Source organism: Vibrio spartinae (genome assembly GCF_024347135.1).
GTDB lineage: Bacteria > Pseudomonadota > Gammaproteobacteria > Enterobacterales > Vibrionaceae > Vibrio > Vibrio spartinae.
This window is the reverse complement of sequence record NZ_AP024908.1, coordinates 1019079-1045484: the sequence shown is the minus strand read 5'-3', so window position 1 is coordinate 1045484 and position 26406 is coordinate 1019079. Positions and strand designations below refer to the sequence as shown.

Genomic DNA, 26406 nt, shown 5'->3' with positions numbered 1-26406 from the left:
GGTGACCAAATTTACCGTACCTATGACATTCAATTCTCAGTATTACGTCTGAGAAATACATTTGGCCGCTGTTAAAACATACGAGCTTCGATGAATGGGAACTTCTCTATTCTGAAAAAGCACAAGGGGGCGCTGTCGAAGAAGCCATTGAAATCAACAAAAGTAACCGCGCCCCAAACCTCAGCCCTCCGAAAACTTACTCATCCACCAACACAATCACAATTAACTCCCGTGGCCCATGTGCCCCATAAGCTAACGTCTGCTGAATATCCGCCGTTTTAGACGGGCCGGAGACTAAAACCACGTTGGTCGGCATCTGCTGGTGCCACTGTTGCTCAATCATCAGTTCCGTCAAATTGTTAAACAGCGTTGATTGTCGGATCACGGCAACATGGCAAGGGGGCACCAATGACAGGGTGCGCGGCTGATGGATATCCGGCCAGAGGACCAGTGCACCGCTGTCGGCAATACCGGCACGCGTGTCGGTCAGGCCCACATCAACGGTGGTGAATAAGTCATCTTTCCACTGCTCGATGGTTTGCTGATATTCGGTGATCTGAACGTTCTCCAGCCCTTGACGAAAATCATGATGCCACAGGCTATTGGTACCAATCGCTGCGTGTTGCCAACCGTGGTCTTGGCATAATTGATGAAGGGTGTGAATCAATTGCTGCCGTTCAATCGGTAATACCTGCGCATGATTCGCTGTTAATGCGGTACTGAAATGCGCTAATTTTTCATCGGCGCTGAAGTGATGATGCGCAAAATTGCGGGCAAGCGCTGCGGAATCATTTTCCAGTGGCTCGGGTTGGGCAGCCTTGAGGCGGTCGAAAATCTGCTGTCTGGCGTGGTTCATGACGATTCCCCTTGTTTCTGTGGCTGGCGAGCGCGTTCTTTCATCAATTGATGTAAGGTTTTGGCGGCGGGTTTCGGTGCGGTCCGGCACTGCGTCCATGGTCCCAATTTCGTTGGGATCAGGTGGCGCATCTGTCCGGCAAGGCGCGTCCCGATCCGATAAATGGTCGGGTGGGTGGCGGAATACGCAAAACTACGCATCGCGAGTTTTTCTGCGGGTTTATAAGCAGACTTCTGCCCGCGCATGGCTTCTAGGCCGGGTTGCGGTGCATGTTTGGCCTCGCGACGCAGCCGCAATAACATGTCGGGAATCGGAATGCGGACCGGGCAAACTTCGCCACAAGCACCGCACAAGCTCGATGCGGTGACCAGCTCTTTGGTTGCCGCCAGCCCCATCAGGTGTGGTGAAATGATTTTGCCAATCGGGCCGGGATAGACGGTTCCGTAGGCGTGACCGCCGATTCGCGTGTACACCGGACAGTGATTCATACAGGCGCCACAGCGGATACATTGCAGCGTTTTGCGTAACTCTTCGTCGCGATAGGCTTGGCTGCGCCCGTTGTCGAGCAATACCAGATGGACTTCTTGCGGACCATCTTTCTCGTTTGCCCGGCGAGGCGAGGTGATCATATTGAAATAGGTACTGATTGTCTGACCGGTGGCTGAGCGGGTTAACGCACTGAATAACGGGGGGACATCGGTGAGGAATTCCACCACTTTTTCGATGCCGGTGATAGCCACATGGACGTTCGGCACGGTGGTGGACATCCGGCCGTTGCCCTCATTTTCGACCAGACACAGCGTACCGGTCTCTGCGACGGCAAAATTGACCCCGGATAACCCCATATCTGCGGTGCGAAATTTTTCCCTGAGCTGGGCGCGGCCGGTTCGGATTAAGCGATCGACATCGGTGGTGGGCTGAAAGTCCGGCAGGTTATCGCGGAACGTGTTGCTGACCTCCTGCTTATTTTTATGAATGGCCGGCATGATGATATGTGAAGGTTTGTCGCCGTCGAGCTGAATAATGTACTCGCCCATGTCACTTTCCAGACAGGTCACCCCGTGCTTGGCCATTTCATGATTGAGTTCTATCTCTTCACTGACCATCGATTTGCCCTTGACCATCAGAGATGCCCGGTGGTGTTCCGCAATCCCGGCGATAATGGTATTGGCTTGTTCAGCATTGTCAGCCCAATGTACCTGAATCCCGTTTTTCTGGCAGTTGGCTTCCAGTTGTTCTAAGAGTTGCGGCAGTTTACTCAGACACCGCTGACGAATCGCTTGTGCCAGATCCCGGGTCTGTTTTTCTTCTTGCGGGTCTGCAAAGGCGGCTTTGCGTTTGCTTTGCAGGTAATCCATTGCGCCGCGAAAATTGGCGCGGAGCTGGGCGTCATCAAGCGCTGTTTTGGCCTGTGCATGAAATTGTTGCGGAGAGTCATTCATGATGATTGCTCCTGTGTCGGCTTCGGTAATGTTCTTTCGCGTAAGAAACTGGCTAAATGACGTCCCTGCATGGTGGCCGTCTCGCCTTGCTGATGCTGAAAATCCAGTGCACCGTTGATATTGAGTAAGCATCCCCAGTCGGCACTCACCAGATGATCAGCCTGTGTCGCTTTGAGATGACGGGTTTTATCTTCCACCATGGCCTGAGAAATATTCGGGTGACGGACCGCGAATGTGCCGCCGAAGCCACAACATTCGCTTTCGTAGTCTTGTTCTTTCAGCTCGACGTGTTCAAGCTGATTGAGTAACTGGGTGGCGGTGACATGCACATTCATTTCTCGCCGGGCAGCACAGGAGGTATGCATCACGACGGATGTGTCGGGGCCGTGATCTTGCAGTTTGGCGCGGCAGACATGCACCAGAAATTCAGTGAATTCAAACACCCGATCACAAAAGACATTGACCATGGTTTGCTGCGCGCTGCCTGCGAAGAGGCGACGATAATGGTGATGCATCATTCCGCCGCAAGAGCCGGATAACACAATCACTGGATAAGGTTCGGGAAACAGCGCGATTTGATTCAGGGCCACGGATTTGGCTTCATCATCATAGCCTGATGTGTAGGCCGGCTGGCCGCAACAGGTCTGTTTTTCAACGTAAATCACCTCGATATTTTGCTGCTTGAGCAGCGTGATGGCATCGAGCCCCGCATCGGGGTCAAATAGATCCACCAGACAAGTCGCGTAGAAATAGACTTTGTCCGGTTTCGCTGGGTAAATTCTCATAAGGCTCTCCAGTGAATGCATGAGTAAAGTAAGGCCATCACACTCAAAGAAACACGACGTTGGGGGAAATGTCGGTTGGAAAGAAGAGTGATGGCCAATTGGTAATTCTTGTGGTGAATTCTCAGCGATCAGACTGAGTTCATCAGGGCGTCTGTGGCATGAAATCCATAAATCACCAATAATCCGATCAACCCGGTTGCCACCAGATAATATGCCGTGGGGATAATGGTTTTACGCAGGGTTGCGCCTTCTCTGCCCAACAGACCGACCGTGGCTGATGCTGCGACGACATTGTGAATGGCAATCATGTTACCGGCAGCGGCCCCGACGGCTTGTAAGGCAATCACAATCACGCTTGAAACCGAGAGCGTGTGGGCCACTTCAAACTGAAATTGACTGAACATCATATTGGAAACGGTATTTGAACCGGCAATAAAGGCACCGAGCGCACCAACCGTTGCGCTTAACGCCGGAAACGCATTGCCAACCAGTCCGGCAGCTAAATCAGCGGTGGTCACCGGCATACTGGACAGTTCAGCACCGTTGACACCGGAGTTGATAAAGATCCGGACCATCGGAATCGTAAAGACCAGTACAAATCCGGCACCGACCAGGGTTTTACTTGATTCACCAAGCGCTCTGAACATCGGTGCCGGGTTTCTGGCCTGAATCAGAACAGCAAGCAGCGCCACAAACACCAGAATCCCACCGGGTAAGTACAATGGCTGGAATGAGGTACTGACACCGACTTCCCCGAGAATGTTGGCAAATGAGAGATTGATACTCTGTAATAGTGCCTTAAAGTCGGGGCTGACGCGGCTTGCGACGAGAATTACTGCAAGGAGCAGGTAAGGCGTCCAGGCCAGGGTGAGGCTCATCGGGTTGGTGCGGATGGTTTGTAGATCCATTTTCAGCGAACCGAGCCATTGACTTGGCCATTCGTGCTCAGGACGGAAATCCCAGACAGAACGAGGGACGAGAAATCCTTTTTTCGCCGCAGTGACAACCACCGCAAGCCCGACTAACCCACCGATCAGTGAGGGGAACTCCGGGCCGAGCAGCGCACCGGTCAGCGCGTAAGGGATGGTGAAGGCCAGTCCGGCAAACAGGGCGAATGGCAGAATATCTAATCCTTCGGTCCAGCTTTTATTTTTGCCGAAAAAGCGCGTCAACATCATCGCCATCAGAACCGGCATCAGGGTGCCGACGGTGGCATGGATGAGTGCAACACTGGTGGTGATCTGCTGTAGGTAGCTCTCCCAACTGGAACCATGTGCTGTCAGTAGCTGGTTGATATGGTGGCTATCGAGCCCTTTGCTGACACCGACCAGAATGGGGGTGCCGACCGCCCCGAAAGACACCGGAGTCGATTGAATCATCATCCCCATCAGTACCGCTGCCAGTGCCGGAAAACCAATCGCAACCAGCAGTGGCGCTGCAATGGCCGCGGGGGTGCCGAAGCCGGAAGCGCCTTCAATAAAAGAGCCGAAACACCAGGCAATAATGATGGCCTGAATGCGTCGATCCGGTGAAATATCGGTAAAGCCATTACGAATCACCGTAATGGCACCGCAGTGTTTGAGGGTGTTGAGCAGAAAAATCGCACCGAAGACTATCCAGAGTACCGAGACGGTAATGCCCAGCCCCTGTAGCACCGAGGCGAAGACGCGATTGGCAGACATGTCCCAGCCGAATAAGGCAATGACAACGGTCAGACCAAATGCAATTGGCATCGCTTTTTTTGCCGGCCAGTTTAAACCGATCAACAAGATTGCGGCGACAACAATCGGAGAAAAAGCAAGTAAGGCTAATAATGTTTCACGCATTGGGTTACTTCCTTATTTGTAGCATTCAGCCATGTGGGATGGCGACGTTTTACGCATCGCAACAGCGGGCCGCATGGGTAGGGATATCTACAATTTGTTTTTATTTATGATGTTTTTGTTAAGTCAGTGTAAATCTAGCGCTTTATTTTTTATGGATATAGGGAAATAATGAAAATGATTGATTCCAAAAGTGACATAATCAAATGAGAGCTGACGATCTGATTTTATTTTCTTCTGTGGTTGAACTGGGTAGTTTTAGTCTCGTTGCTGAGAAAAATAACCTTACTAATTCAGTGGTTAGCAAACGGATTGCGCGTCTGGAAAAAGAGCTCGGGGCGCAACTTTTGTATCGGACAACCCGCAAACTCACCCTGACAGAAGCGGGAAAAGCCTTGCTACAAGGTGCTAAAAATGTGAAGCAAGCCACTCAGGAGGCATTGGACGCGGTCGCCGGATATGGTGAAAACCTCAGTGGACATATCCGCATGTCGGTACCGACGATTTCCGGTGAATTGCTTCTGGCAGAGGCGATTGCCGAGTTTTGTCAGATGCATCCGGGGCTGACGGTTGATATGTCGCTGGATAATCGCTTTGTTGACCCGATTGGCGAAGGCTATGATCTGGTGATTCGGACCGGGTTACTGAATGATTCCAGTTTAATTGCCCGGCACATTATTGATTCGCAATGGGTGGTGTGTGCCACGGCTGGTTATATTGCCCGGGCGGGGATTCCGTATCGGCCTGAAGATCTGGTTCATCATAATTGTCTGCAATACGTATACCAGTCTACCGGTGCCAGTGACTGGGAATTTAAAGGTCAGGATGGTAACTACTTGTTAAAGGTGTCGGGGAGTTTTTCCAGTGATAATGCGATTGCACTGAGAAAGGCAGCGCTGAGCGGCTACGGGATTGCCTATCTGCCGCGCTGTCTGGTTTACCCGGATTTACAGGACGGGACATTAATTGATTTATTCCCGATGCAAGTCGGCAAAAGACTCGGGGTCTATGCTATCTATCCGTTTACCCGTCAGCCACCGAATAAGATTCGGCTGTTGATTGAGCATATTCGCGCCAGTTATCTCAAGATTGACTACTATTTTTATTAAATGCCATGGTTTATTCAATGCTATTCTGGCATGTGGGCTTTTAGTGCACCAATTATTGATGATTTGACTTGCTATATGAATGATTCCTGCAAGTATTATGAGATTGGTGGATTTTTTATCGTGGAATAGACAATAGGGATCATATGGCGTTTGACAATGGATTGTTGAAGAATCGGTTTATTTTTTTACTCGCATTTCTGAGCGGCTTTTGCATCATGTCGGTCGAGCTGATGGGCGGGCGGATTCTGGCCCCTTACTTTGGCAGCAGTATTTATGTGTGGGGCAGTATTATCACCATTTTTATGGTGGCATTGTCGGCTGGTTATCTGCTGGGCGGACAGTGGTCGATGCATTCCCCTTCTTTGCGTAAATTCAGTTTACTTTATCTGTGTGGTGCGGCGACGTTACTCCCGTTGGTGTTCTGGGGGGATACGGTCATGGAACTGGTTTTCATCCGAATAGAGGACCCGCGTTATGGCTCACTGGTGGCGTCTCTGTTGTTGTTTCTCCTGCCGACTCTGATTTTAGGGATGATCTCACCTTATTCGATCCGTTTGCTCGTCAGTGACTCCGGGCGCAGCGGGCAGGTTGCCGGTAAGCTCTATTTTGTCTCGACTTTGGGCAGCGCATTGGGAACGCTCGCGACGTCGTTCTATCTAGTGCTGTGGTTTGAAGTGAATACGATTCTATTGAGTTTGATTGGGATTTTATGTGCCGGAGGCGTGGTTGCATTCTATGTCCGGTTCCCCCGTGTGGTTGCAGAGGCTTAAAATGATGTTGAAGACGATGTTATCGGTACGTATCTGGCTGCCTGTATTGCTGTTCGTGGTTGGGTTTTCCGCTCAGAGTGAAGTGATCTATACCCAGAAGTCGCTCTATCGGGATATTGCGGTGGTTGAGAAAGATGGGTTGCGTTGTTTGGTGTTTGCATTGGTCAAAGGCGACAGTGTGCAGACCTGTCAGTATCAAGACGAGCACGATCATCGGCTGGTGTATTCATACAGTCAGATGGTGATGGGCGGGTTGTTAATGAATCCTCATCCGCAGCGGATACTGTTGATTGGGCTGGGCGGTGCTTCGATTCCGAATGTGTTGACGCAGCTTTACCCTGACGCTGCATTGGATGTGGTGGAATTGGATCCGGGCGTGGTGAAAGTTGCGCGGGATTACTTTCATTTTAAAGAAACGCCGCATACCTCGGTGTCCGTTGCGGACGGACGCGTTTTTGTCAAACGTGCCATTCTCCGGAAGAAAAAATATGACTTTATTATTCTCGATGCGTTTACCGGTGACTATATTCCGGAGCATTTAATGACCCGGGAATATTTACAAGAAGTGCAACGACTCATGACCAAGGATGGCGTGTTGGTGGCAAACACTTGGTCGTCCAGTCAGCTTTATGCGCATGAATCCGAGACCTATCGTCAGGTGTTTGGTCCGTTCTTTAATTTCAAAGTTAAACAGGAACAAAACTATGGTAACCGGATCATCATTGTCGGTAATGGTAAACAGCCGCTGCCTTCCCGACAAGTCATGCGAGAGCGTGCGAAGCCATTGGCAAAGCTATTAGCCCCTTATGATGTCTTGATCGAACGGTTCCCGTCATTGATGTCCACCAAGGCAGACTGGGACCGCTCCGCCCGGCCTTTAACCGATCAGTATTCTCCGGCAAACCTATTGTAATCGCTTGTTATCGGCCTATGTTGTTGAGGCAGTCTGTTCAAGACTGCCTTTTTGATCGACTAGATCAGCGCCAGTGATGACAACACAAACACACCGAGCGTGGTGGTTAACAGCGACAATAAAGTGGTCAGCACAATGACATTGGCGGCCAGTGTCGCGTTTCCGCCCATTGCGCGTGCCATCACATAGCTGGCGGCAGCGGAGGGTGCGGAACTACATAAATAGATGATGCCCAGCTCAGGGCCGCGGAACCCATAGATCCAGGCACCGAAGGTGATCAGAATCGGGCAGGCGAGTAATTTGAACGCTGTCGCCGACCAAGTCGGAGCTTTATCATGATTGAGTTGACGGATATTCAGTGACCCACCACCGCAAATCAGTGCCAATGGCAGGGTCATATTGGCGAAATATTGCCCGGCCGTGCTGGCGACATACGGCAGTGTCAGATTGAGTTGAGAGAAGCCAAGCCCCAATAATATGGAGATGATCAGCGGATTCTTGGTCAGTGTTTTGCCCACCATCACCAGTACCTTCATCCCCGACTGGCTGCCTTTTGGGGTCAGCGTGATGACCGCCTGTACGTTAAAGAGCAGCGTTATTGCTGCCACATACAGTGCGGCCTGAGCCAAACCGTCGGGTCCGTATGCATTGGCAATCAAAGCCAGCCCGATAATGCCGCTGTTGCCGCGAAAAGCGCCTTGAATAATTACCCCTTGATCGGCCTCGCGCTTGAAATAATATTTGACCACCAGTGTGATCAACAGGAAAAAAGCAAAGTTAGAGATGACGCCATAGAGCACCAATGAGCCACCGCTGGTCACATCATGTGGGGAATTGACAATACTCAGAAAGAGTAGCGTCGGGAGCGTGGCTTTAAATACAAGGCGCGATGCGATTTCAATAAAATGGTCATCGATGAGCTGACTGCGTCGAAAATAAATCCCTAAAAAGAGCATCAGACAGATCGGGCCGGTCACCGACAGTGAGAATTGCAGTTGTTGTAGTAGTAAATCCATAACGTTCCTGATTGGTATGTGAAGCTATGATTGATTCGCCTCTGCATCATGGCCGCAAATTGCTGACCGGTGAATCAAATCATTATCATTTTTACGGAGATAACTGCTTTTATTGACTCGCGTAACAGAACCAAGGTATGTCTTATGTCATTAATTGTTTATGTTGCTTATTGCGCAATTGATTCAATAATAACTCACAACCGCTTGTCATGGATGGTCATCTCACTGACCTTTTCCAGTCGGATTGTTGAGGTTCAACATAGCCCAAATAAAAGGAAGTCTAATGAATAAAAACGATAATGTCCCTCTCCCCGCGAACACCCGAGAATGGTTTTTAAACCGTAATAGTATCATTATCTTGATCGATATCGTGCTGTTCTTGTTACTTTATTTTAACTTACCGTTTCAGCCTGATGTGGTACTGGGGATCAGCCTGCTCGCCTTCATTGCGGTGTTGTGGCTAACCGAAGCACTCCATGTGACGGTGACCGCCGTTCTGGTCCCGGTTCTCTCGGTATTGTTCGGTGTATTTGATACCACCACCGCGCTGAGCTACTTTTCCAACCCGATTATTTATCTCTTTCTGGGGGGCTTTGCGTTAGCCGCAGCCATGCACCAGCAAGGGTTGGATAAAGTGGTTGCCGATAAAGTGCTCTTGATGGCGAAAGGCAGAATGAGTGTCGCGGTTTTTATGCTGTTTAGTGTCACTGCGGTGATATCGATGTGGATCAGTAATACTGCGACAACCGCGATGATGCTGCCACTGGTGCTGGGCATTCTGAGTAAAGTCGATGCAGACAAAGGCCATAAAACTTATGTTTTCGTCTTATTAGGGATTGCGTATAGCGCCAGTATCGGTGGGATAGCGACTGTCGTCGGTAGTCCACCGAATGCGATAGCCGCTGCCCAAGTCGGGTTAACATTTATCGACTGGATGAAATTTGGTTTGCCAACCACGGTGGTCATGCTGCCGGTAATGATTGGGATTCTCTATCTGTTGCTTAAGCCTGATTTGTCCGGTAATTTTGAACTGAACCATGAACCGGTGGATTGGGATAAAGGCAAGGTTGTGACGCTCGGTATTTTTGCGCTGGTGGTGTTTTTCTGGATATTCAGTAAACCAATCAACGCCATGCTGGGCGGATTCAAATCGTTTGATACTATCATTGCACTTAGTGCGATTATTCTGGTGAGTTTCGCCCGGGTGGTACACTGGAAAGAAATTGAAAAAACCGCAGACTGGGGGGTCTTACTGTTGTTCGGTGGGGGTATTTGTCTCAGTAATGTCCTCAAGCATACCGGAACCAGTGTCTTCATTGCCCACGAACTGAGCAGTATGATTTCAAACCTCGGGATGCTCTGGATCGTGATCATCATCGCGACATTTGTGGTCTTTCTGACTGAGTTTGCCAGTAATACGGCCAGTGCGGCGTTATTGATTCCGGTCTTTGCCAGTGTTGCCGAAGCGTTCGGGGTTTCACCGGTGTTGCTCTCGGTATTAATCGCGGTTGCGGCATCCTGTGCATTTATGCTGCCAGTCGCCACACCGCCGAACGCCATTGTATTTGCCTCAGGTCATATTCAGCAGTCCGAGATGATGCGAGTCGGTATTTATTTAAATATCGCCTGTATTATTCTGCTTACTCTGATTGCGGTGTACTTCTGGTAGGGCAGCGTAAAGCGCTGGGTGACCCCCAACAGAATCCTGATCATGAAGATATGATGCAGGAATGAGAGAGAAGGGAGCTGCATAGCTCCCTTTCATTGGTTTGGCGGACGGCATATTAATGTCTGCTACTTAAGTCCTGATCACTCTCGGCACCTTATTTTGTCCTGACTCGCAGATTTAAATCGTTACTCCGGTGAACCCCGGACAAAGGCATAGACATTTGTCCGGCGCCTCGCCACACTAGGGGCATTGTCGGCTAACTGGTTAAAATCATTCAATATGAAGACTGCTCTCGACCACCTTCCTGAACGAAAACAGCACGAGCTGGGGCTGATTTCGACCATTCTGCGCGATACGTTGGATGATTTCATCGCCAACAAGCAGGGGAGTAAGTCTGAGTTCAAGATCCTGAAAATCATTCTGTTCGGTAGCCATGCCAAAGGCGGTTGGGTGAGTGATATTCCGAATGGTTATGTCAGCGACTATGACATCTTGGTGATTGTGAATCAGCCCGCACTGGTGGAAGAAGATTTAATCTGGCGCCGGGCAGAAGATCAGATCGACCGTAAAGTGAAAAGTGCGCCGTTAGGTTTGATTGTTCACACTTGGCAGGAAGTCAATGAACAGCTGCGGCAAGGTCACTACTTTTTTAAGGATATCCGTCAGGAAGGGATAGAAATCTTTGCCGCGACACCAAGAGCGCTGGCCGAGCCGGGTAATTTGAGTGAAGCTGAAATGCATCAAATCGCGCAAAAGCATTATGGTCATTGGTTTGCCAGCGCTTCCGATTTCCTTGAATTATTTCAATTTTCTTTGGATAAACAAAAATTTGCTCAATCGGCTTTCCTTTTACATCAAGCGACAGAACGTTTTTTTGCCTGTACCTTACTGGTGCTGACCAACTATCTGCCGAAAACGCATAATATTGAAAAGCTGAAAAAATACTGTGCCAGTCAGGATCTCGCGTTTGCCGACATTTTCCCGATGGATGATAAATTCCACCGCCGCAGCTTCCGCCGTCTGCAACGCGCCTATATCGATGCGCGTTATTCAATGCACTATGAAATCACCTCAGAAGAGCTGGCCTATTTACAAGATGAAGTGGAGAAACTAAAAGCGCTGGTGGAACGGCTGTGTCAGGCGCGGCTGGGGAATGATGACAATTGAGATGGTGTTTGGGTTGAACATTGTCGATCTCCAGTCGATTAGAACTTTTCACACTGTTGGATATTTTTTACATAATTCCTGAGTAAATTCTTTTTGTAGCCCGCTTGTTTCGGGCATTCAACCAACCCTTGTGGCGTTATAATTTGTTGATATATCTGAAAATTAAGGAAAGCGGATAAACAGCCAGCTAACAGAGGGATCGCGTAAAGTATTTTGATATTAAGCTCCCGTTTATAAACGAGTCGGAAACATGAATTGAGTGGCGCTAACATGAGTAGTCCTGCAACAGCGATTGCATGAACAATCAATTTTGCTTCATCGACACCAAGCTTTCTCAATGTATATTCATCGCTCACGGAAATGAAGCTGGGCGGCAACTTTCCCTAAATTGAAAATGGAGATATTTTGGCTCAGTCTGTGCAGTTGGGCAGGATCAATATTCTCAACCAGTGTTTTATCCGGTGTACTCAAGAACTTCATGTCACGAAAGAGTTTCAATAGGGTTTGGTTATTTTCAGCAGTGAGTGCTTGCTTAAGCTGGGCCTGTTGTCGAGCCGAGCACTGATACATCTTTTCCTGATAAATATACAGCACAACATGCTTCTTCTGGATTGAGCTGAGTGAATTAAACCAAGCATTATCTTCAGGAAATCTGACAGGACTGTTTTGCTCCTGAGCGAGACACTGACCATAAGCTTTGTCCCATTGGGTGAGGGCTTGAACACTATTGACTCGATTTGTACAACCACTCAGCAGCATCATGAATATATAAAAAATGCTATAACGCGGCTTCACTGATATATCTCCAAAATTCCCCTTCTTTTCCACCTGTATACCAACTCATGGGTTCTGCAACAGAGCGGATTTTATAGCGAACGATTTTCGGCACAGCACTCATCGCTAAATGTTTGCCAATCATATTCATGAATATTGATCCCAGTCTCCAGTGGGCTACTGGTGATACTCGGACTCATAAAAATCTGAACAAACGGGATAGAGCCCATAGCAGTACTGAAAAGATTAGCATGATACATGATGTCATGAATCTCAAATACAGCACGTTTGCTCTGACGACTCAACTTTAAATTATCGATTTCACAATATCCCAGTTTTGCCATGTTCTATTTGAATTGTATGAATGAGCTCAAATGAGTATGTTATCTGCAATTGTTCATCAATCACAGTCTTAAAGGCGGGCAATTTGCGGTTATGCGATATGTTGCTGGAAAATAGATGTGGTTATTAACGGAATGTTCATTGAGGCACTGACTTTGACGTATCGCACTATGCCTTTTGTTGCATTCAATGCGCCAAGGCTGAGTTTGACAACCTGTTCGTGATTGGCTTTAAATACCTGAAACGGGTCGGGATGAGTGTGATGATGGATGAAATTTTGTGACGAAGCGTTAGGGCCGCCAATTATTGCTTATGCACACAATTATGCGCACGGGGACATTGAAGCGCCTCACATCCATCAGTGCGCCCAGTTTTTACATGCGCTCAATGGGGTGATTCGCGTGGATACGCAAACAGGGTCATGGGTGGTGACCGCCAATAAGGGGTTGTGGATCCCGGCAGGTGTTTCCCATAGCCTCAGAATTACCGGTGAGGTTCGCGTTCGTACGCTGTTTGTTGACCCGATGGCGCGGGCTGATCTGCCGAATACTTGTGTGTTATCGACGGTCTCCCCGTTGTTGACCTGTTTAATTGTGGAGGCGGTTGCTCTGCCCGACATTCGCATGGCAGGGACACGCGAAGAGCGCATATTTGAGTTGATTCTGGACGAGTTACGCCGATTGGACCCGATTGATTTTTATCTGCCTTATCCAAGTTCTGAAGCGTTGGTGGCGCTCTGTCGCAACATCTCTGAGCGTCTCTCGCATCCATGGACGGCTTCTGATGCAGCGAAATCGCTCGGCCAAAGCGAGCGGACGGTATCACGCCGATTCCAGCAAGAACTGGGGTTAACCTTTACCGAATGGTTACGTCAGAAGCGATTACTCCATGCACTGGAACTGTTAGCCAGTGGCTGTAGCGTGTTAGATACCGCATTAGCGATTGGCTATGACAGCCCGAGTGCATTTAGCGCAATGTTTAAAAGCCGCACCGGGTTGTCTCCGAGTGAATATTGTCCACCGACAATGCCATTAGCCCGCTAATGCATCAGGCGAAGCTTGCGGGAGCTCGCAAGAGTTGCGCATAGGCGTTTAGCAATGCCTGTAACGACGCTTTGGTGGCATCCTCTTCAATCGCAACGCCAAAAATACTGACATTAGACATCGTGGACTGAAGCTGCACATAACTCGCCGCTTTACTGTGGGTTTGTGTGCCCAGCGTGTGCTCGTGGTAATCAACCACATTAGCTTGGCAATCAAACTGCTGCATTAACCCGGTTAATAAGGCCGACATCAGTCCGATGCCGCATCCGACACAGACGATATCTTGGTCGTGGTAACGAATCTGCGCCTCAATCTTTTGTCCGTCCGCTGTCGGTTGGCTGTGATAGCGCTGCAAGCTCATCAAAGGCTGGCTGACTAACCCATATGAGGTTCTGAACAGTTGCCATAACTGTGCAATATTCATTTCACTGCCGGTGCTGTCAGTATGATTTTTCACTCTTTTGCTTAAATCAACCTGAAGCATCTTCGGTAGCACCAAGCCATGGTTTTCTTGTAGTAACCACGCGGCACCGCTCTTACCTGACTGACTATTGACGCGAATGACTTCTTCATAATTGCACCCCAGATCCATCGGGTCGATAGGTAAGTAAGGGATATTCCAGTGGCCGAGTGGTTGCGCATGATAGCGGGTAAATCCTTTTTTGATCGCATCTTGGTGAGATCCGGAGAAAGCGGTAAACACCAGTCTGCCCGCATAGGGGTGACGCGGGTGCACTGGCAATTGATTGCACTGTTCGACCAGTTCAACCGTATTTTGAATGTCGGCAAAGCGTAATTGCGGGTCGATCCCCTGTGAATAGAGGTTTAAGGCCAGCGTAACCAAATCAACATTTCCGGTGCGTTCGCCATTGCCGAACAAACAGCCTTCGACCCGCGTCGCACCGGCAAGCATCGCCAGTTCAGCGCTGGCAACACCCGTGCCCCGATCATTATGCGGATGCACACTGATGGTGACATGCGCCAATGAATGAAAGTTATGGATGAAGTGCTCTATCTGATCGGCAAATACATTCGGGGTGTTGCGCTCAACAGTCGTTGGCAGGTTAATAATCAGGGGGCGAGCCTCACAAGGTTGCCATACTTCGGCGACGGCCTGACAGATTTCAAGGGCAAATTCCGGCTCGGTAAAGTTAAATGTTTCCGGTGAATACTCCAGTGTCCATTGCGTTTCAGGATGCTGTTCACATAATGCTCTGATCTGCTGCGCGCCTTTGACCGCAAGCACTAACGTCGCTGGTCTGTCTTGATTGAAGACGATTTCTCTGAAAGCCGGTGCGGTGGCATTGTATAAGTGAACAATGGCCTTGGCAGCACCGATCAGTGACTCAATGGTTCTCTCGATCAAGTCCGGTCTGGATTGGGTAATCACCTGAATGGTCACATCATCAGGAATCAATGCGTTGTCGATCAACTGGCGGACAAAGTCAAAATCCGTTTGTGATGCAGACGGAAATGCCACTTCAACCTCCTTAAATCCACACGTCACCAGATGATCAAAAAACTTCAATTTTTTATCGATGTTCATCGGGTTGGCTAACGACTGGTTGCCGTCTCTTAAATCGGTCGAGCACCAGCGGGGGCCTTGTTCTAACTGTTTTGACGGCCAAGTTCTTTGCGGAAAACGAATGACCGGTGCGGGTACATATTTGTCTGATGGCGTGGCTAGCATGTTGAATCTGTCCATAGGTTAGGAAAGGGAACATTCATGCTAGAAGGGTTTGTGGATCATATCTGAACAGAAGTTGACAGGAATCGTCGGGTTTTGGACAAAACAGTCACCTCATGGCATTTTCGCCCTAATGATTCAGATTTTATTGATTTTCTTTGCAGAGAAAGGAGAGAGAATCTTATCTCAAGTTCACTGATAAAAGAGCGAGCGGCAGATTTTAGACAGCACAATGCTGGGATGTTATACGGCAAGATGCTGTCTAATAACTGTTATGAGTCCAGCCGAGTTTGGATTCCCAGCTAGATTTAGAAAATAATCTAATGAGTAGTAAAAATTTTGAGCAATACTTTGAAGATGATAATTTGCAAATTCGCGTTTCATGGCTTCAAGATTACGGCCATGAATCGAATGTTTGGGGAGAATGAGGACTTATGAGCATTAAAGAAAGAGAGTCAGAGTTATTTCATCAGTGGGAAAGTAACCGAGTTGGTTTTGTTACTGATGGCGTTGTTTCGGAACAAGATTATTTAAATTCTAAAATTAAACTTTGTTTTGTTCTTAAAGAAGTGAACGATGAGCATGGTGGTGGCTGGGATTTAAGAGAATTCATCCGTGCTGGCTCTTGTTCTCAAACATGGAATAATGTAACCCGTTGGGTTAAAAGCATTAATCATGGTAATGATGATATTCCATGGGCTAATTTTGAATCAATTTCTAAAAAGCAAAGAATTGATACTTTACGGACGATATGTGCAATGAACCTTAAGAAGTCTCCTGGCACTCATACAACGGTACGAGCTGATTTCGATGCGGTTGTAGCTGAAGACAAGAAGTTTATTAAAGAGCAATATGAAATTTATAATCCTGATTTGACCATTTGTTGTGGCACTGGATGGGATTTACGGTTTGCTTTGGATTTAAACGATGAACAAGTTTATGAAACTTCAAGAGGCGTAAAGTGGTTCGTAAATCAGCAGAATAAACCTGTTGTAATGTATGCGCACCCAGCAGCCCGTGTTCAAAGTTCGTTGCTTGTGTATGGTTTAATCGATGCGATTCGTGAAATTACGCATAACAAGAGCAATCATCAGACAAACTAATCGCTTAGGCTCTAGTTTGCTGCTGTTGCTAGCGTTATTTTTAATTTAGTATGGTGGTAAATATTAATGTTTGGAGTGCATGATCTTTGGCTATTTGTAATATCAGGAATAGCTTTGAATTTTATACCGGGTCCAGATTCTTTATATATTATAGGCAGAAGTGCTAGCCAAGGTTTCCGAGCTGGATCGTCAGCTGCTTTGGGCATTGGAGCTGGCACGTTAGTTCATATATTAGCAGCTGCTTTTGGGTTATCTGCAATTTTAGCTACATCTGCAATTGCCTTTACAGTAGTAAAAATAATTGGTTGTGTATATCTTCTCTATATCGGATTTTCAATGTTACTGAGTAAAAAAAGCGATAATACGGCTAGATCATCTGATCAGCAAAAGGCCTCCTTATCAAAAATATGCTATCAAGGGTTTCTGACTAATGTTTTAAATCCTAAAGTTGCATTGTTCTTTCTTGCATTTGTTCCTCAATTTATTTCTCATGATGCACCAAGTAAAGCACTCGCATTTATATTTTTAGGAGTCGTTTTCAATGTTAATGGTATGGTTTGGTGTCATTTTTTAGCTTGGTCTTCATCAACACTTAGTGTGAAAATAAAACATAATAAGCTTATAACTCATGCTCTTAATAAGTTAACTGGTAGTTTGTTTATCGGCTTTGGTCTTAAGTTAGCCCTGAGCAAGCAAAGCTAACGCATTCACTCGTAAAAAATAAAGCAGTGCCGCTCTGCAACTTCATTTTCCCGGTGATGCGAGGCGTTAGTTGTTTAATCAGATTACGGAGAAATCATTGTGGATATCATTTTTACTCAGTCGCCAAATGCTGAGGACATCGATTGTATCTATCAAGGATTAAGCGATTTTAATCAAAGATTTGTACCTGAAATAACAGATGAGTCTTTTGCTATTTTTGTTCGGGATAAATCAGGAATATCGCAGTTGATACGCATACGTTTCAAGCTCCCAAATTTTATGAGTCTCATGGTTTCAAGGAAGTTGGTCGTTATAAGGACTATTTGGTAAAAGGGATTGATAAAATTTTTTATCAAAAGGTGCTAATAAAAAACTAACAAACGACTCTGCCGTCAATGATGACTTTGTACGAGACTGATTAACTACAAACCCTATTTCTCCCTAAATCTTTTGCACGGTAAAGGTGTTCATCCGCAACTTCTAAGATACGCTCAGGATCATCAAGTTCCGCAGTACTGCTGACCCCAGAACTAAGCGTCAACTTCAGTCCCAGGGCAATTTTATGCCATTCATTTTGCTCTACCGAGTGGCGAATCCTATCGGCAATATCTAATGCCTGCTCTTTACATGTATGTGGCATTAAGATTACCAATTCTTCCCCGCCAATCCGGGCAACCACGTCCTGCTCTCGGGTATTCTGCTTTAATAAATTTGCTACTTGGCGAAGTACTTGATCTCCGATGTCATGGGAAAAATTATCGTTTACTCGCTTGAAGTGATCGACGTCGCACAAAATCAGGCTTAACTCGTCCATGTTGCTGGCCTGCCAAGCGGCAAGCTGTTCGTTAAAGAACCGGCGATTCGCAAGGTTGGTTAGTTCATCGGTGTAGCTCAGCTTTTTCAAAGCGTTGGCCTGTGCAGCAATTGTCTGATTCGATTCTCTGAGTTGCTGATGCTGTTCAGTCAGTTTGACTGACATGGCATCAAACTCCCGAGCCAATAACGAAACCTCATCTTTACCTCGCATATTGAGTAGCTGAGGCTTTTTCCGGTCGCTTAAGTGGCGTGTTGCTGCAATCAATGAGTGAACACGTTTATGAATAGAACACGTTATGGCAAAACCAAAAAGAAAAGCACCGAAAACAGCAATGGACGCAGATATCAGTAGAGTCTTTTGTAGTGTCGCCAGATACGACTCATCTTTGGGGGAGAGCGCTGCCTTACCACGAGCCAAGGCATAGCCCTGTAAAACGCGATCCTTATACAAAGGCGTGGCTTCGGATAGCTCCTGACGAGTCATTACTTGCCCTGCTTCAAATCCAAAAAAAGGCAAAATCACGTGGCCATTCGGATCGGCTAAAACAAAACGCATATTTTCAGATGCTAGGGGCGGCCCCCCCGGGGGAGGTGGTGCCTTGCCTCGCGATTGACTTTGGGCCACACGATCCAGTGCTCGTTGATAAAACCGCAGAGCAGACTCGCGGGTTCCCCAGTCATCTGACTGTTCAGCAAAACGTTGAATATCACTAGCCATACGTCCCAGATGGGTATTGCTTGCCTGCTTTAAAAAACGCTCTTCCACCATCGAAGGCGTGATCAAAATCATGATCGCCACAGGTAACAGACTGCAGATCACGGGAAGCATGATTAGCTTAAAACGTAGGGAATAAATGAACATATAAAGCACTATCCGGCGAAAATTGCATCAATTGTAAGGTCTGATCCGGTTTATTTCTTTTGCTAAAAATTCGGCATGACCCGCTTACGGCTCTGTATTATTTATAAACCACTCAGTATAGTCTACACAACAAATTTAATTGTAGGTGAAAGCAAATGTAATACTAGTTCATTTACTGCGTATAAAGACGCGTAACGGATCTAGAAGTCCTATGGGGGTTGTCAAAACTACTCTGACGTCAATTGTATCGGGATGTTTCATCATGTGCACGTCTTGACATCGAGGATGGATATGTCCATCTTCGATATTGGCTCGGAGTTTTGTCGGGCGGCAATCTTTTTATGAACGATGATATTAGCTTGTGAGTCAAGAATACAGATATAAAGTAAACGAGCGTGCAAGTCGATACCACAATAGTATGGATGTGAGTTATTATAGCATTTCATTGAGTTTTCTCCTGTTGGTTTGGTCACCTTAAGCATACCGCTGATGTGGTGAGGGAGAAGGCTCAAAAGCGAGTTACTAAGGCTATTCAAGTATTGTGGTTAATACTGTAGCGTGGGTAACCGATTTATGCAGGATAGCCTTACCACTTTAGCTGACGACAAACTATGTTACGGCTAAGAAATTCAAAATTGGGTCTCACGAGTCAGCATTTAACAAAGCCATCAATTTGATCGCTTTACGCAGTGCTTCAAGCGGGAAATTATGGCGGCGTTAGATTTTAGTGTTAATTGTTAAGGGATATTTATGATATTTGAAATGAGAATTTACACGATAAAGATTGGGCAGTTAAATAATTATATAAATCATTTTGAAACGATCGGAATGCCTATTATATCTAAATATGCCACTTTGGTTGGGTATTGGCATACCGAAATAGGCGAACTTAATCAGGTGATCCATATATGGTCGTATCATGACTTGAATGAAAGGTCTCAAAAAAGAATTGAGTTATATAAAGATTCTGAATGGTTAACTGAATTTATTCCTGAAGCAATGAATATGCTAGAGAAGCAGGAGTCGAAAATACTATCTGCTGCTAATTTTTCTCCTATTAAGTAATGCTTGGTAAGCATAAATTTAACAATTAAATTCACTGTACAAATAACGGCTGGCCATTTGTCAGTTATTAGGGGTGTTATACAAAATCAAGGGATGTTCTATGAATAGAGATGTTTTGAACAGAGAGCAGAGTCATACGAAAAAGATGACAATAGAGTTTAAAATGTTACAAACATTGCAAATTCTATAATTAAAAATCTAAACTTTCATAAAAGTATGCATCTTATGGATTTTGGAGCAGGCACTGGGTTGAGTCACGTTTTGGTTCTAAAATATACTTAGTTCAAATACCGTTACCCCAAATCGCCTGTTTTGAGTCCCTATTACCGGGTAGTCTGGAAGGGGAGCAGGCGTTTAGGGTCTTGGGTGGGTTGTATCAGTTGGCATTATGACTAATGAGTTAATTTAATATTATTCTCAGTAGTTTTCTCTTTAAATGGAATCAGGCAAATAATTGCGATACAAGCACACATTACACAAATACCTTGCCACCCATATGAAATATAGCAAATTGATGAAACCTTTGACCCAACTACACCACCCAAAATAAAAGTGGTCATATAACAACTTGCCGCCCGGGATTCATTTCCTTCGCAGTTCTTATACATGTTTGTTTGATTATTTACATGTATTAGCTGAATCATTGCATCAATGACTACTGAACCGATTATTAGTGTAATTAAACTGTAATTAATAACTGCAAGAACAGCAAAAGAAATGAACATTAATACAAATAAAGAAATACTATCATAATTTAACTTCCTCAATATATTGCTAGCAAACATTGCAGCTGATGCCCCGGCTACACCTGTTAATGAAAACAACCCAATATTAGTCTGAGTTAGATGATAATCATCAAACAAACTGAACGAAATATTATTCCAAAATGAAGCAAAGACAGCCATAACAAAAAAACCATACAGACTATATTTACGAACGGTACTATTGCTTATTAACAGGGAAAATGTACTACCAAGCATTTTCCCATAACCAGTTTCTTTGGTCTTCTCTATCTGGTCATTAGGTAGCATCAAAGCAACAAAAATTAGAGAGAACAACATTACGGCAAATGAGAATATATAAATTGAATTCCATCCCCAGATTGTTGAGAATTCACTAGATAGAAAACGTGATATTAGGGCGCCTAATAACACTCCGGACATAATTTTACCAATATAACTTAGTCCAAAATTTTTATTTTTACTTAGATAGGAAATTGTTATCGGAATGATAGCAACCCCAACCCCAAGGAAGAATGCAGCAACATACATTTCATAGATATTTAAAGATAAACTGGCACCAATACTAGCAATGGCCAGAATGATATATAAGAATGAAATCAGTTTTTTGCGGTTTATAAAATCTCCTAAAGGCGCAATAAACACTAGTGAGCAAGCATTACCAATTAACGACATTGTGTAAATCATAGCAGTGCTTTTATAATTAATATCTAAAGCATGCATAACCTCTGGAAAGATTGATTGGACATAGTACATATTTGCGACAGTTAAGCCGCAAATGATCGGTAAAATAAAACTTAATATTTTGTTTTTCATATAACGTCCTATGATATTAGTTCAATCCATTTATAATTAGTCCCAGAAACTCCCCTGTGCCAACAAACAATCTACATCATTTATAATGCTTTCATTTAATTCTGAAAACTTATCAACCATAAACTTCACGTTATTTTTTTCCATTTCGGCTTTCTGAAAATTATGAGACTGATTAGCAGGAACCCCGATGAATCCAGCTTTAAATGCTTTACAAACTTCGGCCACTCGATTTATATCATCGAAATAAACAACCTCATCGAAATTATAGCCAAAAATATCATGAGCAATTTCATACACGCCTGGTCGAAACGCATTAATATCAACATAAGGAATTTCAAGATCAAAATAGCCTTTAAATTGATGAAGAAATTTATCAAAACTGTATTCTTTGTTTCTGCCTCCATAGCAGACAATTTTCGCACCAGTTTCTTTAAGAAGTGCCAATGAGTGTTCAATGCCTTCCATAACTTCTACTGGATGAGATTTAAGGTATAAATCACGCTCTTTAAAAAACGACTTAATCGTAGCTTCACCGGAATAAGGAAGCTTGCAGGCTAATGCCATATTGTGTCCCGCAACAACCTGAGGAGAACCCCATACATGTCTTTCGATATCTGCTGTATATTCAATGCCTCTTTTCTCCACGAACTGTTTAATCACTGGACTGTAAGTGTCATTAAGTAAGACACCATCAGAATCAATTGCAAATAACTTTATTTTTTTTAGATTGTTCATTTTTAATCCTATTTTTTTGAAAAGATAATTACTGAGTTTTGTCCACCGAAACCAACTGAGCTACTTAAAATGTTTCTTATATGTGCTCTATCTATGGTCTCCGTAGCTAGATTAAGATCAATGCTGGAATCCGGATTAACTAAACCGCTAACCATAGGAATCCTCTGTTGTGAAAGTGATAAAACTGAATAGATTGCTTCTACCGCGCCAGTTGCGCCCAAACTATGTCCTGTAACTCCCTTCGTAGATGTCACTACGGGACGATGAGGAAAAATCGACTTAAACACTATTCCTTCAGTTTCATCATTTAAGTGCGTAGATGTGCCATGAGCGTTAATACTGTCTATTTTATTGGCTGATAAACCAGCATCCTCTAACGCCATTTGAACCGCTCTTTTTAAACCATCCCCTTCAGGGGCAGGAGTGGTAACATGATAAGCATCATTAGAAGTTCCATAACCACTAATGTATCCATAAATGAAAGCGTTCCTTGCTTTTGCCATCTTTTCATTTTCAACGATTAGTACCCCAGCACCTTCTGATATAACAAATCCATCCCGTTCCTGATCAAATGGTCGTGAAGAATGTTTTAAATCTGAGTTTGTTGATAAAGCCCTTAATCTATTAAATGATGAGACAATCAAGGGGGTAATTGGGGCTTCACTACAGCCAACAATTACCGAATCGCATTTACCTGTTTCTATAAGATTTTTCGCTATACCGATAGAATCTCCTCCAGAAGCACAAGCGGTATTAATCGTAATAACAGGACCTTTGATTCCAAGTAAACATGCGATCTGTGCAGCCCCCATATTCCCCATCACAGCTGGTATCATCGATGCTTTAGCACCACTCTCACCTTTCTCAAGAAATTTGGAATGGCTCTTTTCAAGAGTTTCTACACCGCCTAATGAATTTCCAACGACAACACCAACCCTTGTTCCTTTTGAATAACTTTCATTTATATCTAATTGAGAATCAGCTATGGCCTCGTTGCTGGCTTCCAGTAAATATTGAACAAATTTATCAATTCTCCACATCAATTTAGGATCAATAGATGAACGCTCATTGAAGCCAACTATGGGACAACTCCAATTAACAGAAAGACCGTCAAGCCGCTCATCTATCTTTGCCATGGGGTTACCTTGTAATACGTTCGCCCAACTTTCTTCGACATTTAAGCCAGCTGAATTCACAATGCCTAGCCCGGTTACTGCTACTTTCACTTTGTCCACGACTATGCAGCCTCTGTCATTTCGGATAACTGGTTGCTGATTGTGTTAATTGTGTCATTGCATTTAACACTTAAGGTGTCTTCTGAAATTCCAGAACGGATAGATAGTTCACATTTGAGTTCAATTAACGCAATTGAATCAAGCCCCATTTCATCAAAAGTAATACCAAAATCTTCAATCTCTAAAAATCCTAATTCTTCTTTTAATATTCCAACTACAATATTTTCATTATTATTCATGATTAATTTTCCTTAATTCTTAAAACAACTGATACTGAACACTTAGTTTTACTTTCTTGTTCAATAGAAAAAATTAATTTAATTTTGTTTGCTATAACGATTAATTCTTTAAGGATAATAACAGCTTCTGCATACAGTTCCACAAAACTAAAAAATTCAGAATTAATTTCATCGATCTCAAAAATATCTAATTTATTTGGGAATTTATCTTTTACACAATAAAAAGAAAATTGTCTACACCCTTCTACTATATTCATCCCTGTTATATGATCTTGTTTATGGTCAAAATATATGGGGTTGTTTTTATTAATAACTATAGACGCTTTATTTTTATTATTTAAGGATATTATTGAATTTAATTGATTCATATATCCTACTAATTTGCAATTCACATTATCATCTAGATTAAATTCAAGGTTTTTTCTAAGAAAATTTAAATTGCGTATTTTTTGATACACATGTTTTTTTAAATAGGAAGCAGACAAAGTAATAGCGCAAACTTCGATGTTACTTACGAATATTGTGAAAACATACACATTATTTCGCATTCTTGTACAAGCGTTTGTACTCATTTCTGAGTAAATACAACCCTTTATTTCTCCATGTTTTAATAATAGAAGACTATTTTGTTCACGCAAAGATAACGAAAAACAATTGAAAATAAACTTTTCTTCAAATCCAACATTAAAGTATTTATGAGCTATAAAGGTCTCTGCCTGACGACAGCATTCCAGTAAATACAGAGGATCAATACGATCTTGAGACCAGTAAAAGTCATTAAAATGGAAATGGCTTAACGGATTTTTTATGGTAAATTCAAATGTGTTAGTGTCTGTAGACTTTATGTTTTGAATGTAAATCTGCCTATCGTTACAGATATGAGTTAATTTACCAATACTTTCCATTTTTTCTCTGTTCTCAATATCAATCTCAATGAGCTTATTTTCATCCAATTAATATTTTAAACAACTGTCTAGTACGACAGGTTAAAGATAAAATAGAAAGATGTTTAATATGATTATACCCATATCATTGAAGATACTTGATTTTATCCGAGCAGAGAATCATGGCTCACAGCCATGAAAATGACTCTAACCAAAGAACAAAAGCAGGAACTCAAAATCCAACATTTATATAATACCTAACTTAGTCGCTTTAAATATTACATATTTTATCGAATTTGCATTGAATTTATCCAATATATTATGACAGTGAAACCTTACGGTTCTCTCTTTTATTCCCAATATCAAAGCAACTTCTTCATTTGTCTTTCCTATTTTAAGATAGTTTAATACATCTAATTCTCTATCAGAAATTTTAATATTAAATTCATCTAATAAAATATCATCAAAATAACTAAGTAAATCAAACTGAATTTTTGATTTTTGGGAATTAAAAATTGAAAGAAATTTTTCTCGATCATCCCCTGGGTATAGATTAAACAGAATGGTTTTAGTTTTTGATTTTATAATAAAAGTTGCAGCCATTGTAATGTTATAGCTAGTGGCTAAATTTAATAACTTTCTATTTTTTATATCTCCAATAGTCCAAATGAAGGGAGTCAATTTATGGTGTGACTTAATGATGATGTCGCTATTTAGATCCATTTTTAGAGCCAGAAACTCATCTAACCATTTATGAGACATATTCGAAATCGCATGAGTTGTTGTTAATGTATCAAGAAAAAATATGGAATAGTAAGGGATATTTAATGCTAGTATATATTTATCAAAAAAATCTTTATAGTCTGAATCATTCATATTCTTGGAGTCTAGTTGTTGATGGAGTTAAAATATTAGCGATTATAGTCGATTAATTTTAAAAACACTACGGAGCACATATGATAACTTATTGTTTATTCCCGAATTAAACTCCGAAGTACTCAAAGACGGTGAAGTAAATAGCTCATGTTTGTTCCTGTCATCATCGATGAGCAATTAATTCCGGGAACCATTGAGTACGCCATTTCTCACATCGTCGATAAACGCTTAGATTTATCTCCATTTGATGCGCTTTACCATAACGAGAAACATGGCGCGGCCGCTTATCCTCCTTCGATCATGCTTAAAATTATATTTTACGCCTACTCGCTCGGCATGCTATCTATCCAGCCGACGGATTGAACGAGCCTGCATCAATAATGTCACCTTTATGTGCCTGTCAGGCAATCACGGAAGGATTTTTCAGGTCTCGTCTGACAAAAACTTCTGCGCCAGGGCCAGCGCTTCGTCCTTGGTGGCAACCATGAGCATTGGATAACCCCAGAACTTCTCATATACCGAGGCGAACGCTTTCGTTGCCATTCGCTTGGCGATATTCGGCTCGATGTAGATCGCAGCTTTCACAAAGGCTTTCAACTCGCTTTTATTACGTTTCATCCAACGCGATGTTTGTTTCATTTCATCCGGCGAATGTTCGTGATCGCCTTTATCAAGCCCCTCGTCGTTGAGCAGCACAAAGGCGCTCTTGCGAGCGAGTAATGCCTCGAACTCGGCAAAAGGCGAGGCTTCGGGATCGGTGCCCGGCGCGTTGAATCGCGTCCAGACCAGAGGAAACTGCGAGGTATCAATCTGCATACCAATACTCCTTCAGAACATTACAAGAAATTGCTGGTGGTCAGCTCCGAGCGAGCAGAACAGGCAGCATCGTTGATCCTAATGGTGGTAAAGGAAAAGACATCCATTACCGAAGAATCGG

Annotated in this window: 25 protein-coding genes and 3 pseudogenes; 11 read left to right on the top strand and 17 right to left on the bottom strand. The window is 44.2% G+C overall.

Annotated features, from left to right (window positions below; translation table 11 throughout):
* Positions 1-196 precede the first annotated feature (196 nt).
* The 4 genes from OCU60_RS22375 to OCU60_RS22360 all read right to left on the bottom strand — a co-directional run bounded on the left by OCU60_RS22375 (position 197) and on the right by OCU60_RS22360 (position 4909).
* Entirely contained in the window at positions 197-856 is a 660-nt protein-coding gene (locus OCU60_RS22375; protein ID WP_074374408.1) for a LutC/YkgG family protein, read from the bottom strand.
* Complete coding sequence (locus OCU60_RS22370) at positions 853-2298, bottom strand: LutB/LldF family L-lactate oxidation iron-sulfur protein (protein ID WP_074374407.1); 1446 nt, start codon at positions 2296-2298, stop codon at positions 853-855. The genes OCU60_RS22375 and OCU60_RS22370 overlap by 4 nt, the downstream gene beginning before the upstream one ends.
* A complete protein-coding gene (locus tag OCU60_RS22365) occupies positions 2295-3083 on the bottom strand; it encodes a (Fe-S)-binding protein (protein ID WP_074374406.1) in 789 nt (262 codons plus the stop codon). Before OCU60_RS22365 ends, OCU60_RS22370 begins: the two co-directional genes overlap by 4 nt.
* A gap of 128 nt (positions 3084-3211) precedes the next feature.
* Positions 3212-4909 carry an L-lactate permease gene (locus OCU60_RS22360; RefSeq protein ID WP_074374405.1) on the bottom strand — a complete coding sequence of 566 codons (1698 nt, stop codon included), beginning with the start codon at positions 4907-4909 and terminating at the stop codon, positions 3212-3214.
* 203 nt (positions 4910-5112) lie between these two features.
* On the opposite strand from OCU60_RS22360, the gene OCU60_RS22355 reads away from it, so the two are divergent.
* The 3 genes from OCU60_RS22355 (at position 5113) to OCU60_RS22345 (ending at position 7698) form a co-directional block, all read left to right on the top strand.
* On the top strand, positions 5113-6015 hold the full coding sequence (locus tag OCU60_RS22355; protein ID WP_074374404.1) for a LysR family transcriptional regulator: 903 nt from the start codon (positions 5113-5115) through the stop codon (positions 6013-6015).
* A gap of 143 nt (positions 6016-6158) precedes the next feature.
* The gene (locus OCU60_RS22350) at positions 6159-6785 is read left to right on the top strand and encodes a fused MFS/spermidine synthase (protein WP_074374403.1); all 627 of its coding nucleotides are present in this window, start codon (positions 6159-6161) and stop codon (positions 6783-6785) included.
* Position 6786: 1 nt separating this feature from the next.
* Positions 6787-7698, top strand: a complete 912-nt coding sequence (locus OCU60_RS22345) for a spermidine synthase (protein WP_228449071.1) — start codon at positions 6787-6789, stop codon at positions 7696-7698.
* A 59-nt stretch (positions 7699-7757) separates the two neighbouring features.
* Here OCU60_RS22345 and OCU60_RS22340 read toward each other — a convergent pair whose 3' ends face one another.
* Entirely contained in the window at positions 7758-8714 is a 957-nt protein-coding gene (locus OCU60_RS22340; protein ID WP_074374402.1) for an AEC family transporter, read from the bottom strand.
* Between the two features lie 283 nt (positions 8715-8997).
* Between OCU60_RS22340 and OCU60_RS22335 the strand changes: the two genes are divergently transcribed.
* Both OCU60_RS22335 and OCU60_RS22330 read left to right on the top strand, forming a co-directional pair.
* Entirely contained in the window at positions 8998-10383 is a 1386-nt protein-coding gene (locus OCU60_RS22335) for an SLC13 family permease (protein ID WP_074374401.1), read from the top strand.
* Between the two features lie 279 nt (positions 10384-10662).
* On the top strand, positions 10663-11550 hold the full coding sequence (locus tag OCU60_RS22330; RefSeq protein ID WP_074374400.1) for a HEPN domain-containing protein: 888 nt from the start codon (positions 10663-10665) through the stop codon (positions 11548-11550).
* Between the two features lie 345 nt (positions 11551-11895).
* On the opposite strand, the gene OCU60_RS22325 is transcribed toward OCU60_RS22330, so the two are convergent.
* Positions 11896-12345 (bottom strand): hypothetical protein, encoded by a 450-nt coding sequence (locus OCU60_RS22325; RefSeq protein ID WP_074374398.1) that lies wholly within the window; start codon positions 12343-12345, stop codon positions 11896-11898.
* Entirely contained in the window at positions 12329-12475 is a 147-nt protein-coding gene (locus OCU60_RS22320; RefSeq protein WP_235862217.1) for a hypothetical protein, read from the bottom strand. Before OCU60_RS22320 ends, OCU60_RS22325 begins: the two co-directional genes overlap by 17 nt.
* A gap of 460 nt (positions 12476-12935) precedes the next feature.
* Between OCU60_RS22320 and OCU60_RS22315 the strand changes: the two genes are divergently transcribed.
* Positions 12936-13709 carry an AraC family transcriptional regulator gene (locus OCU60_RS22315; protein ID WP_074374397.1) on the top strand — a complete coding sequence of 258 codons (774 nt, stop codon included), beginning with the start codon at positions 12936-12938 and terminating at the stop codon, positions 13707-13709.
* Between the two features lie 4 nt (positions 13710-13713).
* On the opposite strand, the gene leuA is transcribed toward OCU60_RS22315, so the two are convergent.
* Positions 13714-15399, bottom strand: coding sequence for a 2-isopropylmalate synthase (leuA, locus tag OCU60_RS22310; RefSeq protein WP_074374396.1), 1686 nt, complete (start codon positions 15397-15399; stop codon positions 13714-13716).
* A 431-nt stretch (positions 15400-15830) separates the two neighbouring features.
* Here leuA and OCU60_RS22305 point away from each other — a divergent pair, with 431 nt between their 5' ends.
* Positions 15831-16499: a hypothetical protein gene (locus OCU60_RS22305; protein WP_074374395.1), complete on the top strand. Its 669-nt coding sequence runs from the start codon at positions 15831-15833 to the stop codon at positions 16497-16499.
* A gap of 66 nt (positions 16500-16565) precedes the next feature.
* Entirely contained in the window at positions 16566-17201 is a 636-nt protein-coding gene (locus OCU60_RS22300) for a LysE family translocator (protein ID WP_074374394.1), read from the top strand.
* Positions 17202-17619: 418 nt separating this feature from the next.
* Here OCU60_RS22300 and OCU60_RS22295 read toward each other — a convergent pair whose 3' ends face one another.
* Together OCU60_RS22295 and OCU60_RS22290 are read right to left on the bottom strand one after the other, a co-directional pair.
* On the bottom strand, positions 17620-18879 hold the full coding sequence (locus tag OCU60_RS22295) for a GGDEF domain-containing protein (protein ID WP_074374392.1): 1260 nt from the start codon (positions 18877-18879) through the stop codon (positions 17620-17622).
* 326 nt (positions 18880-19205) lie between these two features.
* Positions 19206-19325, bottom strand: a pseudogene (locus OCU60_RS22290) (IS110 family transposase); the annotation flags it as partial.
* A 304-nt stretch (positions 19326-19629) separates the two neighbouring features.
* Between OCU60_RS22290 and OCU60_RS22285 the strand changes: the two are divergent.
* Positions 19630-19944, top strand: coding sequence for an NIPSNAP family protein (locus tag OCU60_RS22285; RefSeq protein WP_074374390.1), 315 nt, complete (start codon positions 19630-19632; stop codon positions 19942-19944).
* Positions 19945-20207: 263 nt separating this feature from the next.
* A pseudogene (locus OCU60_RS23065) lies at positions 20208-20336 on the top strand (NAD(+)--dinitrogen-reductase ADP-D-ribosyltransferase); the annotation flags it as partial.
* Here the strand turns inward: OCU60_RS23065 and OCU60_RS22280 are convergent.
* From OCU60_RS22280 to OCU60_RS22255, 6 genes are all read right to left on the bottom strand, one after another.
* The gene (locus OCU60_RS22280; RefSeq protein WP_074374389.1) at positions 20337-21500 is read right to left on the bottom strand and encodes an MFS transporter; all 1164 of its coding nucleotides are present in this window, start codon (positions 21498-21500) and stop codon (positions 20337-20339) included.
* Between the two features lie 36 nt (positions 21501-21536).
* On the bottom strand, positions 21537-22235 hold the full coding sequence (locus OCU60_RS22275; RefSeq protein ID WP_074374388.1) for an HAD family hydrolase: 699 nt from the start codon (positions 22233-22235) through the stop codon (positions 21537-21539).
* 8 nt (positions 22236-22243) lie between these two features.
* Positions 22244-23470, bottom strand: a complete 1227-nt coding sequence (locus tag OCU60_RS22270; RefSeq protein WP_074374387.1) for a beta-ketoacyl-[acyl-carrier-protein] synthase family protein — start codon at positions 23468-23470, stop codon at positions 22244-22246.
* A 2-nt stretch (positions 23471-23472) separates the two neighbouring features.
* On the bottom strand, positions 23473-23709 hold the full coding sequence (locus OCU60_RS22265; protein ID WP_074374386.1) for a phosphopantetheine-binding protein: 237 nt from the start codon (positions 23707-23709) through the stop codon (positions 23473-23475).
* A gap of 2 nt (positions 23710-23711) precedes the next feature.
* Complete coding sequence (locus OCU60_RS22260) at positions 23712-24614, bottom strand: AfsA-related hotdog domain-containing protein (RefSeq protein ID WP_074374385.1); 903 nt, start codon at positions 24612-24614, stop codon at positions 23712-23714.
* 225 nt (positions 24615-24839) lie between these two features.
* Positions 24840-25469 (bottom strand): helix-turn-helix transcriptional regulator, encoded by a 630-nt coding sequence (locus OCU60_RS22255; protein ID WP_074374384.1) that lies wholly within the window; start codon positions 25467-25469, stop codon positions 24840-24842.
* Positions 25470-25616: 147 nt separating this feature from the next.
* Between OCU60_RS22255 and OCU60_RS22250 the strand changes: the two are divergent.
* Positions 25617-25878, top strand: a pseudogene (locus OCU60_RS22250) (transposase); the annotation flags it as partial.
* A 14-nt stretch (positions 25879-25892) separates the two neighbouring features.
* Here OCU60_RS22250 and OCU60_RS22245 read toward each other — a convergent pair.
* Complete coding sequence (locus OCU60_RS22245) at positions 25893-26285, bottom strand: hypothetical protein (protein ID WP_074374383.1); 393 nt, start codon at positions 26283-26285, stop codon at positions 25893-25895.
* Positions 26286-26406 lie beyond the last annotated feature (121 nt).

What these genes read in the sequence shown, in the direction of transcription:
- OCU60_RS22375 (WP_074374408.1), bottom strand. Translation starts at nt 856, where the DNA reads ATGAACCACGCCAGACAGCAGATTTTCGACCGCCTCAAGGCTGCCCAA.
- OCU60_RS22370 (WP_074374407.1), bottom strand. Translation starts at nt 2,298, where the DNA reads ATGAATGACTCTCCGCAACAATTTCATGCACAGGCCAAAACAGCGCTT.
- OCU60_RS22365 (WP_074374406.1), bottom strand. Translation starts at nt 3,083, where the DNA reads ATGAGAATTTACCCAGCGAAACCGGACAAAGTCTATTTCTACGCGACT.
- OCU60_RS22360 (WP_074374405.1), bottom strand. Translation starts at nt 4,909, where the DNA reads ATGCGTGAAACATTATTAGCCTTACTTGCTTTTTCTCCGATTGTTGTC.
- OCU60_RS22355 (WP_074374404.1), top strand. Translation starts at nt 5,113, where the DNA reads ATGAGAGCTGACGATCTGATTTTATTTTCTTCTGTGGTTGAACTGGGT.
- OCU60_RS22350 (WP_074374403.1), top strand. Translation starts at nt 6,159, where the DNA reads ATGGCGTTTGACAATGGATTGTTGAAGAATCGGTTTATTTTTTTACTC.
- OCU60_RS22345 (WP_228449071.1), top strand. Translation starts at nt 6,787, where the DNA reads ATGATGTTGAAGACGATGTTATCGGTACGTATCTGGCTGCCTGTATTG.
- OCU60_RS22340 (WP_074374402.1), bottom strand. Translation starts at nt 8,714, where the DNA reads ATGGATTTACTACTACAACAACTGCAATTCTCACTGTCGGTGACCGGC.
- OCU60_RS22335 (WP_074374401.1), top strand. Translation starts at nt 8,998, where the DNA reads ATGAATAAAAACGATAATGTCCCTCTCCCCGCGAACACCCGAGAATGG.
- OCU60_RS22330 (WP_074374400.1), top strand. Translation starts at nt 10,663, where the DNA reads ATGAAGACTGCTCTCGACCACCTTCCTGAACGAAAACAGCACGAGCTG.
- OCU60_RS22320 (WP_235862217.1), bottom strand. Translation starts at nt 12,475, where the DNA reads ATGAATATGATTGGCAAACATTTAGCGATGAGTGCTGTGCCGAAAATC.
- OCU60_RS22315 (WP_074374397.1), top strand. Translation starts at nt 12,936, where the DNA reads ATGAAATTTTGTGACGAAGCGTTAGGGCCGCCAATTATTGCTTATGCA.
- leuA (WP_074374396.1), bottom strand. Translation starts at nt 15,399, where the DNA reads ATGCTAGCCACGCCATCAGACAAATATGTACCCGCACCGGTCATTCGT.
- OCU60_RS22305 (WP_074374395.1), top strand. Translation starts at nt 15,831, where the DNA reads ATGAGCATTAAAGAAAGAGAGTCAGAGTTATTTCATCAGTGGGAAAGT.
- OCU60_RS22300 (WP_074374394.1), top strand. Translation starts at nt 16,566, where the DNA reads ATGTTTGGAGTGCATGATCTTTGGCTATTTGTAATATCAGGAATAGCT.
- OCU60_RS22295 (WP_074374392.1), bottom strand. Translation starts at nt 18,879, where the DNA reads ATGTTCATTTATTCCCTACGTTTTAAGCTAATCATGCTTCCCGTGATC.
- OCU60_RS22285 (WP_074374390.1), top strand. Translation starts at nt 19,630, where the DNA reads ATGATATTTGAAATGAGAATTTACACGATAAAGATTGGGCAGTTAAAT.
- OCU60_RS22280 (WP_074374389.1), bottom strand. Translation starts at nt 21,500, where the DNA reads ATGAAAAACAAAATATTAAGTTTTATTTTACCGATCATTTGCGGCTTA.
- OCU60_RS22275 (WP_074374388.1), bottom strand. Translation starts at nt 22,235, where the DNA reads ATGAACAATCTAAAAAAAATAAAGTTATTTGCAATTGATTCTGATGGT.
- OCU60_RS22265 (WP_074374386.1), bottom strand. Translation starts at nt 23,709, where the DNA reads ATGAATAATAATGAAAATATTGTAGTTGGAATATTAAAAGAAGAATTA.
- OCU60_RS22260 (WP_074374385.1), bottom strand. Translation starts at nt 24,614, where the DNA reads ATGGAAAGTATTGGTAAATTAACTCATATCTGTAACGATAGGCAGATT.
- OCU60_RS22255 (WP_074374384.1), bottom strand. Translation starts at nt 25,469, where the DNA reads ATGAATGATTCAGACTATAAAGATTTTTTTGATAAATATATACTAGCA.
- OCU60_RS22245 (WP_074374383.1), bottom strand. Translation starts at nt 26,285, where the DNA reads ATGCAGATTGATACCTCGCAGTTTCCTCTGGTCTGGACGCGATTCAAC.